The organism is Deinococcus pimensis DSM 21231, assembly GCF_000519345.1.
Taxonomy (GTDB): Bacteria; Deinococcota; Deinococci; order Deinococcales; family Deinococcaceae; genus Deinococcus_A; species Deinococcus_A pimensis.
This window is the reverse complement of record NZ_KI912633.1, coordinates 6334-7134: the sequence shown is the minus strand read 5'-3', so window position 1 is coordinate 7134 and position 801 is coordinate 6334. Positions and strand designations below refer to the sequence as shown.

Here is an 801-nt window from a genome sequence, read left to right as displayed (position 1 = left end):
GCCCCAGCGCCAGCACGCCTAGCCCCACCAGCGTCGCCGCGAGGACCCCCACGAGCAGCGGCGCGCGCCGCGCGTGCACGGAAGGTGTGGAGGGCGTGGGCGCGGGCGTCACGTCAGCGGTCCCGGAACGCGAAGGTCTTCGCGGGCGCCTTGTCCGCGAGCAGGCCGCTGTCGATCGTCTGCGCGAGCATGAGCTTGAGCGCGATGGGGCCGCGCGAGCGGGTCCACAGGTCACGGTCGAACTCGTACACGCGGCCGCGCTGCACCGCCGTGAGCTTCTGCCACAGCGGGTTCCTCGCCCACTCGCGCACGATGGGCTTCTCGTCGGCGCCCGTGAAGAGCACCAGCGTGGCCGGGTTGAGCGCCACGAGCCCTTCGAGGCTCACCTCGTACTGCGTCTGGCCGTTCTGCGGCTTCACGGCGTTCTTTCGCCCGAGCTTCTCCACGAGGCTCCCGACGAAGCTCTCGGTGGAGTGCAGCGTGAGGGTCTGCTCGGTGGAGACGGCCATCACGACGCTCGGCGCCTTGGGGTTCGCGAAGGCTTTCGCCTTGGCGAGCAGTCGCGACTGCTCGTCGTAGAGGTTCTTCGCGGCGGCCTCCTTCCCGACGAGCTTCCCGATGTCGAGAACCTGCTGCATGATGTCGTCGTAGCTGCCGCGGCGGCTCTGGAAGGCCACGGTCGGCGCGATGGCGCTCAGCTGCGGGTAGAGGTCCTTGTGCACGAAGGCGTCCGCGACGATCACGTCGGGTCGCGACGCGAGGATCGCCTCCAGGTTCGGCTGCGGACGCGAGCCGATGGAC

1 protein-coding gene is annotated in these 801 nt (G+C 69.9%); it reads right to left on the bottom strand.

Annotated elements, in window-relative coordinates:
• Nucleotides 1-113: 113 nt before the first annotated feature.
• On the bottom strand, nucleotides 114-801 hold a 688-nt coding region (locus DEIPI_RS28550), incomplete at its 5' end, for an ABC transporter substrate-binding protein (protein WP_045233656.1).